This window comes from Streptomyces sp. NPDC059455, from assembly GCF_042750115.1.
In the GTDB taxonomy this organism is placed as follows: Bacteria; Actinomycetota; Actinomycetes; order Streptomycetales; family Streptomycetaceae; genus Streptomyces; species Streptomyces endocoffeicus.
The window spans coordinates 12,133-18,634 of record NZ_JBHYVB010000212.1 but is presented as its reverse complement, the minus strand read 5'-3'; the positions used below and the strand labels follow the sequence as shown (position 1 = coordinate 18,634).

General features: G+C 68.8%; 8 protein-coding genes. 5 read left to right on the top strand and 3 right to left on the bottom strand.

The features are described from left to right. The first annotated feature begins 176 nt into the window (after positions 1–176). Positions 177–1,661, top strand: a complete 1,485-nt coding sequence (locus ACFXB5_RS44480; protein ID WP_385219525.1) for a glycosyltransferase family 87 protein — start codon at positions 177–179, stop codon at positions 1,659–1,661. A gap of 34 nt (positions 1,662–1,695) precedes the next feature. Here the strand turns inward: ACFXB5_RS44480 and ACFXB5_RS44475 are convergent, their stop codons facing one another. The 3 genes from ACFXB5_RS44475 to ACFXB5_RS44465 all read right to left on the bottom strand — a co-directional run bounded on the left by ACFXB5_RS44475 (position 1,696) and on the right by ACFXB5_RS44465 (position 4,348). Beyond that, positions 1,696–2,727: an alanine racemase gene (locus ACFXB5_RS44475; RefSeq protein WP_385219523.1), complete on the bottom strand. Its 1,032-nt coding sequence runs from the start codon at positions 2,725–2,727 to the stop codon at positions 1,696–1,698. Between the two features lie 66 nt (positions 2,728–2,793). Next, a complete protein-coding gene (locus ACFXB5_RS44470) occupies positions 2,794–3,912 on the bottom strand; it encodes a lipid II:glycine glycyltransferase FemX (RefSeq protein ID WP_385219521.1) in 1,119 nt (372 codons plus the stop codon). A gap of 118 nt (positions 3,913–4,030) precedes the next feature. Continuing rightward, on the bottom strand, positions 4,031–4,348 hold the full coding sequence (locus ACFXB5_RS44465) for a hypothetical protein (protein WP_385219519.1): 318 nt from the start codon (positions 4,346–4,348) through the stop codon (positions 4,031–4,033). Positions 4,349–4,577: 229 nt separating this feature from the next. Between ACFXB5_RS44465 and rpsF the strand changes: the two genes are divergently transcribed. The 4 genes from rpsF to rplI all read left to right on the top strand — a co-directional run bounded on the left by rpsF (position 4,578) and on the right by rplI (position 6,357). Next, entirely contained in the window at positions 4,578–4,868 is a 291-nt protein-coding gene (rpsF, locus tag ACFXB5_RS44460; protein WP_020869989.1) for a 30S ribosomal protein S6, read from the top strand. A gap of 83 nt (positions 4,869–4,951) precedes the next feature. Further along, positions 4,952–5,542 (top strand): single-stranded DNA-binding protein, encoded by a 591-nt coding sequence (locus tag ACFXB5_RS44455; protein WP_385219517.1) that lies wholly within the window; start codon positions 4,952–4,954, stop codon positions 5,540–5,542. 113 nt (positions 5,543–5,655) lie between these two features. Continuing rightward, on the top strand, positions 5,656–5,892 hold the full coding sequence (rpsR, locus tag ACFXB5_RS44450; RefSeq protein WP_003978893.1) for a 30S ribosomal protein S18: 237 nt from the start codon (positions 5,656–5,658) through the stop codon (positions 5,890–5,892). A gap of 18 nt (positions 5,893–5,910) precedes the next feature. Then, positions 5,911–6,357 (top strand): 50S ribosomal protein L9, encoded by a 447-nt coding sequence (gene rplI / locus ACFXB5_RS44445; RefSeq protein ID WP_201856558.1) that lies wholly within the window; start codon positions 5,911–5,913, stop codon positions 6,355–6,357. Positions 6,358–6,502: the final 145 nt, after the last annotated feature.

Genomic DNA, 6,502 nt, shown 5'->3' with positions numbered 1-6,502 from the left:
CGCCGGAGCGAACCCGCTCCGGCGCGGCCGACGCCGTTCCAGGCCCTGGACGGCTCTCTGCGCCTCTGGTACGCCTCTCCCCGACTCGGAGCCCCACCCGGCGTCCGCGGCGCGCTCAGCGGCCGCTGGGGCGGTCCTGACTCCTCCGGAGAGGCTCGTACGGCAGGATGGGGGCCATGAGCGTGCGCGAGGACCCACAGGCCCAGCCCGTCAGGCCGACCTCCGAGGACCCGGTGGCCGCGGCCGGCAGCGAGCTGATCGGTGGGCCGACCGGGCGCCGGGCCCTGCTCGGCACGAGCTGGTGGACCCCCGTGCGGATCGTGGCGATCGTCGCCATCGGCATGTTCGCCCTGGGCATGGTGCAGAAGATGCCGTGTTACGACGGCGGCTGGTTCTACGGGGCCACCGCCCAGTACACCCACGCCTGCTACTCCGACATACCGCACCTCTACAACGGCCGCGGCTTCGCCCTCGACCTCGTCCCGTACTTCGACCGGATACCGGACAACGTCTCGGGCGGGATGCAGTACCTGGAGTATCCGGTCCTCACCGGCCTCTTCATGGAGGTCGCCTCCTGGATGACCCCGCACGGCGGCTCCATCCAGGACCGCGAGCAGATCTACTGGCTGGTCAACGCGGGCATGCTGATGATCTGCACCGCGGTCATCGCGGTCTGTGTGGCCCGTACGCACCGCCGCCGCCCCTGGGACGCGCTGCTGGTCGCCCTGGCCCCGGCCTTCGCGCTCACGGCCACCATCAACTGGGACCTGTTCGCCGTCGCCCTTACGGCCGCCGCCCTGCTGATGTGGTCCCGCAGCCGCCCGCTGGCCGCGGGTGTGCTGCTGGGGCTCGCGACGGCCGCGAAGCTCTACCCCGGGCTGCTGCTCGGTCCGCTGCTGGTGCTCTGCCTGCGGGCGGGGCGGCTGCGCGCCTTCTGGGCGGCCGCGGGCGGAGCCCTGGCCGCCTGGCTCGTGGTGAACCTGCCCGTGATGGTCAGCACGCAGGGCGGACTGCACATCCGCGACGGCTGGAAGACGTTCTACACCTTCAGCCAGGAGCGCCCCGTGGACTTCGGCTCCGTATGGCTGATCATCTCCCAGCGCACCGGGAACTCCCTGGAGGACGTCAACACCTACGGGACCGTGCTGATGGTCCTGGCCTGCGTCGGGGTGGCGGCGCTCGCCCTGTGCGCCCCGCGCCGTCCGCGCCTGGCCCAGCTGTCCTTCCTGATCGTCGCGGCGTTCGTGCTCACCAACAAGGTCTACTCACCGCAGTACGTGCTGTGGCTGATCCCGCTGGCCGCACTGGCCAGGCCGCGCTGGCGGGACTTCCTGGTCTGGCAGGCGTGCGAGGTCATGTACTTCCTGGGGATCTGGATGTACCTCGCGTACACGGGCAGCGGCGACCAGCACCGGGGGCTGCCCGCGGAGGGCTATCAGCTGGCGATCGCCGTGCATCTGCTGGGGACGCTCTATCTGTGCGCCCTGATCATCCGGGACGCGCTGGTGCCGGAGCGGGACCCGGTGCGCCGGGACGGGTCGGACGACCCCGGGGGAGGCGTGCTGGACCGGGCCCCGGACGCGTTCGTGCTGGGAGAGGCGCGGCGCGCTTCCCGCTATGAGGGCGCGGCGCTGGTGGACTGGGGCGTCCACCGGGAGTGAGCCCTGGACGGGAGCCCCTCCCGGTGGCGTGGGTTCAGCGGTCGAGCAGCCGGTCGAACTGTGTCGTGGTGTGCCGCAGATGTGCCACCAGCTCATCCCCCACCTGGGGCGCCTGGACATCGCTGGGCACGAACAGGATGGACACCTGCATATGCGGCGGCTCGGCGAACCACCGCTGCTTGCCCGCCCACACGAACGGCGAGAGGTTGCGGTTGACGGTCGCCAGACCTGCGCGGGCGACCCCCTTGGCGCGGGGCATCACCCCGTGCAGCGCCTTGGGCGCCTCCAGACCGACGCCGTGGGAGGTGCCGCCCGCGACCACGACCAGGTGGCCGTCGGATGCGGCCTTCTGCTGGCGGTAGCCGAAGCGGTCGCCCTTCGAGACCCGGGTGACGTCGAGCACCGAGCCCCGGTACTCCGTCGAGTCGTGGTCGCCCAGCCACAGCCGGGTGCCGATCCGCGCCCGGAAGCGGGTCTGCGGGAACTGCTGCTGCAGCCGGGCCAGTTCCTCGCCCTTGAGGTGGCTGACGAACATGGTGTGCAGCGGCAGCCGCGCCGCCCGCAGCCGGTCCATCCAGGCGATGACCTCCTCGACCGCGTCCAGGCCGTCGGTGCGGTCGAGCGGAAGGTGGATGGCGAACCCCTCCAGCCGGACGTTCTCTATCGCGGCGTGCAGCTTGGGCAGGTCCTCCTCGGTGACGCCGTGCCGCTTCATGCTGCTCATGACCTCGATGACCACGCGCGCGTTCACCAGGCCGTAGACGCCGTCGACCGACGAGACCGAACGGATCACCCGGTCCGGCAGCGGCACCGGCTCCTCACCGCGGCGGAAGGGAGTGAGCACGAGCAGGTCACCGCTGAAGAAGTCCTTCATCCGGGCGGCCTCGTAGGTGGTTCCGACCGCGAGGATGTCGCTGCCGAAGCGGGCGGCTTCCTCGGCCAGCCGCTCATGGCCGAAGCCGTAGCCGTTGCCTTTGCAGACCGGGACTAGCCCTGGGAACTGCTGGATCACCGTTTGCTGATGCGCCCGCCAGCGAGCGGTGTCGACGTAGAGGGTGAGCGCCATTGGCCGGTCCCGGAACCTTTCTCGTAGCCGCGGTGTATTGGAGGTATGGGAGACAGCGAATCGTGGTCAGCGGCGCGACATGTAGATGTCGAGCGCCTTGTGCAGGAGCTTGTTGAGCGGGAAGTCCCACTCGCCGAGGTATTCGGCAGCCTGCCCGCCGGTGCCCACCTTGAACTGGATCAGGCCGAAGAGATGATCCGTCTCATCGAGGGAGTCGCTGATGCCGCGGAGGTCATAGACGGTCGCGCCCAAGGCGTAGGCGTCGCGGAGCATCCGCCACTGCATCGCGTTCGAGGGCCGGACCTCGCGTTTGTGGTTGGCGGAGGCGCCGTAGGAGTACCAGACATGGCCTCCGACGATCAGCATCGTGGCGGCGGCCACGGCCTCGTTCTCGTGCATCGCGAAGTACAGCCGCATCCGGTTGGGGTCCTCGGTGTTGAGGGCCGTCCACATGCGCTGGAAGTAGCTGAGCGGGCGGGGCCGGAAGTGGTCGCGCTCCGCGGTGATCTCATAGAGCCGCTGCCACTCGGGCAGATGCTCGTAGCCGCCTTGGACGACCTCGACACCGGCCTTCTCGGCCTTCTTGATGTTGCGGCGCCACAGCTGGTTGAAGCCCTTGTGGACATCCTCGAGGGAGCGGTTCTCCAGCGGCACCTGGAAGACGTACCGCGGCTGGACGTCACCGAAGCCGGCCCCGCCGTCCTCGCCCTGCTGCCAGCCCATGCGCCGCAGCCGATCGGCCACCTCGAAGGCGCGCGGCTCGATGAAGGTGGCCTCGACATCGCGCAGCCGCTTGACGTCGGGGCTCTGGATGCCGGACTTGATCGCGGTCGAGTCCCAGCGGCGGATGATGACCGGCGGACCCATCTTCACGGAGAAGGCGCCCTGCTGCTTCAGATGCGCGAGCATCGGGCGCAGCCAGTCCTCGAGGTTGGGGGCGTACCAGTTGATGACCGGGCCCTCGGGGAGATAGGCGAGATAGCGCTTGATTTTGGGCAGCTGACGGTAGAGGACGAGACCGGCGCCGACGAGCTGACCCGTGGCGTCGAACCAGCCGAGGTTCTCCGAGCGCCACTCCGACTTGACGTCAGCCCATGCAGGCACCTGCATGTGGCTTGCCGCCGGCAGGCTCTGGATGTACGCCAGATGCTGCTCTCGGCTGATCGTCCTCAGGGTCAGGCTCATGTGGGGCGCTCCTCGGCAGGTTTGTCCCCAGGGTCGGGGCTCCGGCTCTCGCGCCGAAGCCTACTGCGACCGGGACACGCCCCGTTCGGGCCCGGGGACAACCGGGCTCCGGGCGGGCTCAGCCCAGCACGCCGCCGAAGAGTCCGCCATGTGCCATGCCGAGATAGAAGCCGACCCCGGCGGCACCGAGCCCGATGATCAGCAGGAACCGCTCACCGGTGGTCACGGACCTCAGCTGGCCCCAGGCACCGCTGACCATCCCGATCAGTCCGACCCACGAGCTGACCAGGTGGAGGTGGGGGAAATGAGCCGTGACGAAGGCGATCACGCCGATCACCAGGGTCACCACGGCGACCGTGTTCTCCAGGGGATGCGACTTGCCGTCGGTGTCCAGGAAGGTGAACAAGCCGTGCTGGGATCGTGCTGCCTGTGCCATGAGGCACCTCCAGGTAGGCACATAGAGCAAGGCGGCGAAGTGTTACGCCGCTCACACCCGATGTGTACAGATTGCGGGCCAAGACGCCCGGATTTCAAGCGGGCGGCAGGAGCCGGGTACTGTGTACCGTCCGCGGTGGTGTCTGTACTGACGCCGAAGCGGATACGCATCACGACCCTCCTGCCACGGAACGACCGTGGCCGCTGAGTCCAAAGGAGGTGGGTTCCACATGCGTCACTACGAGGTGATGGTCATCCTCGACCCCGATCTCGAGGAGCGCGCTGTCTCCCCGCTGATCGAGAACTTCCTTTCTGTCGTCCGTGAGGGCGACGGCAAGGTCGAGAAGGTCGACACCTGGGGCCGTCGTCGTCTCTCGTACGAGATCAAGAAGAAGCCCGAGGGCATCTACTCGGTCATCGACCTGCAGGCCGAGCCCGCGGTCGTCAAGGAGCTCGACCGCCAGCTGAACCTGAACGAGTCGGTCCTCCGGACCAAGGTCCTCCGTCCCGAGACCCACTGACCGCGTAAGCGTTCAGCGGTCATCGGGGCCGAATCGCAACGAGTAGCAAGCAGCCCAGCAGTACCCGCCGAGAGGTTCCCCCAATGGCAGGCGAGACCGTCATCACGGTCGTCGGCAATCTCGTCGACGACCCCGAGCTGCGTTTCACCCCGTCCGGTGCGGCGGTCGCGAAGTTCCGCGTCGCGTCCACTCCCCGTACCTTCGACCGGCAGACCAACGAGTGGAAGGACGGCGAGAGCCTCTTCCTCACGTGCTCGGTGTGGCGGCAGGCCGCGGAGAACGTGGCCGAGTCCCTTCAGCGCGGCATGCGCGTCATCGTGCAGGGCCGTCTGAAGCAGCGGTCCTATGAGGACCGCGAGGGGATCAAGCGCACGGTCTATGAGCTGGATGTCGACGAGGTCGGCGCCAGCCTGCGCAACGCCACAGCCAAGGTCACCAAGACCACCGGTCGCGGTGGTCAGGGTGGTTACGGCGGCGGTGGCGGTGGTGGCCAGGGCGGCGGCTGGGGCGGTGGCCCCAGCGGCGGCGGCCAGCAGCAGGGCGGCGGCGCTCCGGCCGACGACCCGTGGGCGACCGGCGCTCCGGCCGGTGGCCAGGGCGGCGGTGGTGGTGGCTGGGGCGGTGGCTCCGGCTCCGGCAACTCCGGGGGCTACTCGGACGAGCCGCCCTTCTAGACCCGAGGCGCTGTTTCACGTGAAACAGACCCGAGGTGTTGTTTCACGTGAAACAGCGCGCGGTCTGGTCAGGGCGACCAGCACACACTTCTTGATCACACTGGAGAGAGACAATGGCGAAGCCGCCTGCTCGCAAGCCTAAGAAGAAGGTTTGCGTGTTCTGCAAGGAGAAGATCTCCTACGTCGACTACAAGGACACGAACCTGCTGCGGAAGTTCATCTCCGACCGCGGCAAGATCCGTGCCCGCCGGGTCACCGGCAACTGCACCCAGCACCAGCGTGACGTCGCCACGGCCGTGAAGAACAGCCGTGAGATGGCGCTGCTGCCCTACACCTCCACCGCGCGATAAGGGAAGGGTGACCGACTCATGAAGATCATCCTCACCCACGAGGTCTCCGGCCTCGGCACCGCCGGTGACGTCGTGGACGTCAAGGACGGTTACGCCCGTAACTACCTGGTTCCGCGTGGTCTGGCGCTCCGCTGGACCAAGGGCGGCGAGAAGGACGTCGAGCAGATCCGCCGCGGTCGCCGCATCCGCGAGATCGCCACGATCGAGCAGGCCAATGAGGTCAAGGCTCGGCTCGAGGGCGTCAAGGTGCGCCTGAAGACCCGTGCCGGCGACGCCGGCCGGCTGTTCGGCTCCGTCACCCCGGCCGACATCGCTTCGGCGATCAAGGACGCGGGTGGCCCGGAGGTCGACAAGCGCCGCATCGAGGTGCAGGCCCCGATCAAGACCCTGGGCGCGCACCAGGTCTCGGTCCGTCTGCACGCCGAGGTTGCCGCCAAGGTCGGCGTCGAGGTCGTCGCCGCCTGACGACGGCCGTGACGGTCGCCGTCGGCACCGTGCACAGTGCACCGGAGGGGCGCCCCCCCGGATTGGGTGCGGGCCGCCCCCCTGTGGGACGTCCCCGCTGGGGGGTGGCGGCCGTTCCCTCACGCGGGGTGTTAGCCCCCCGGCG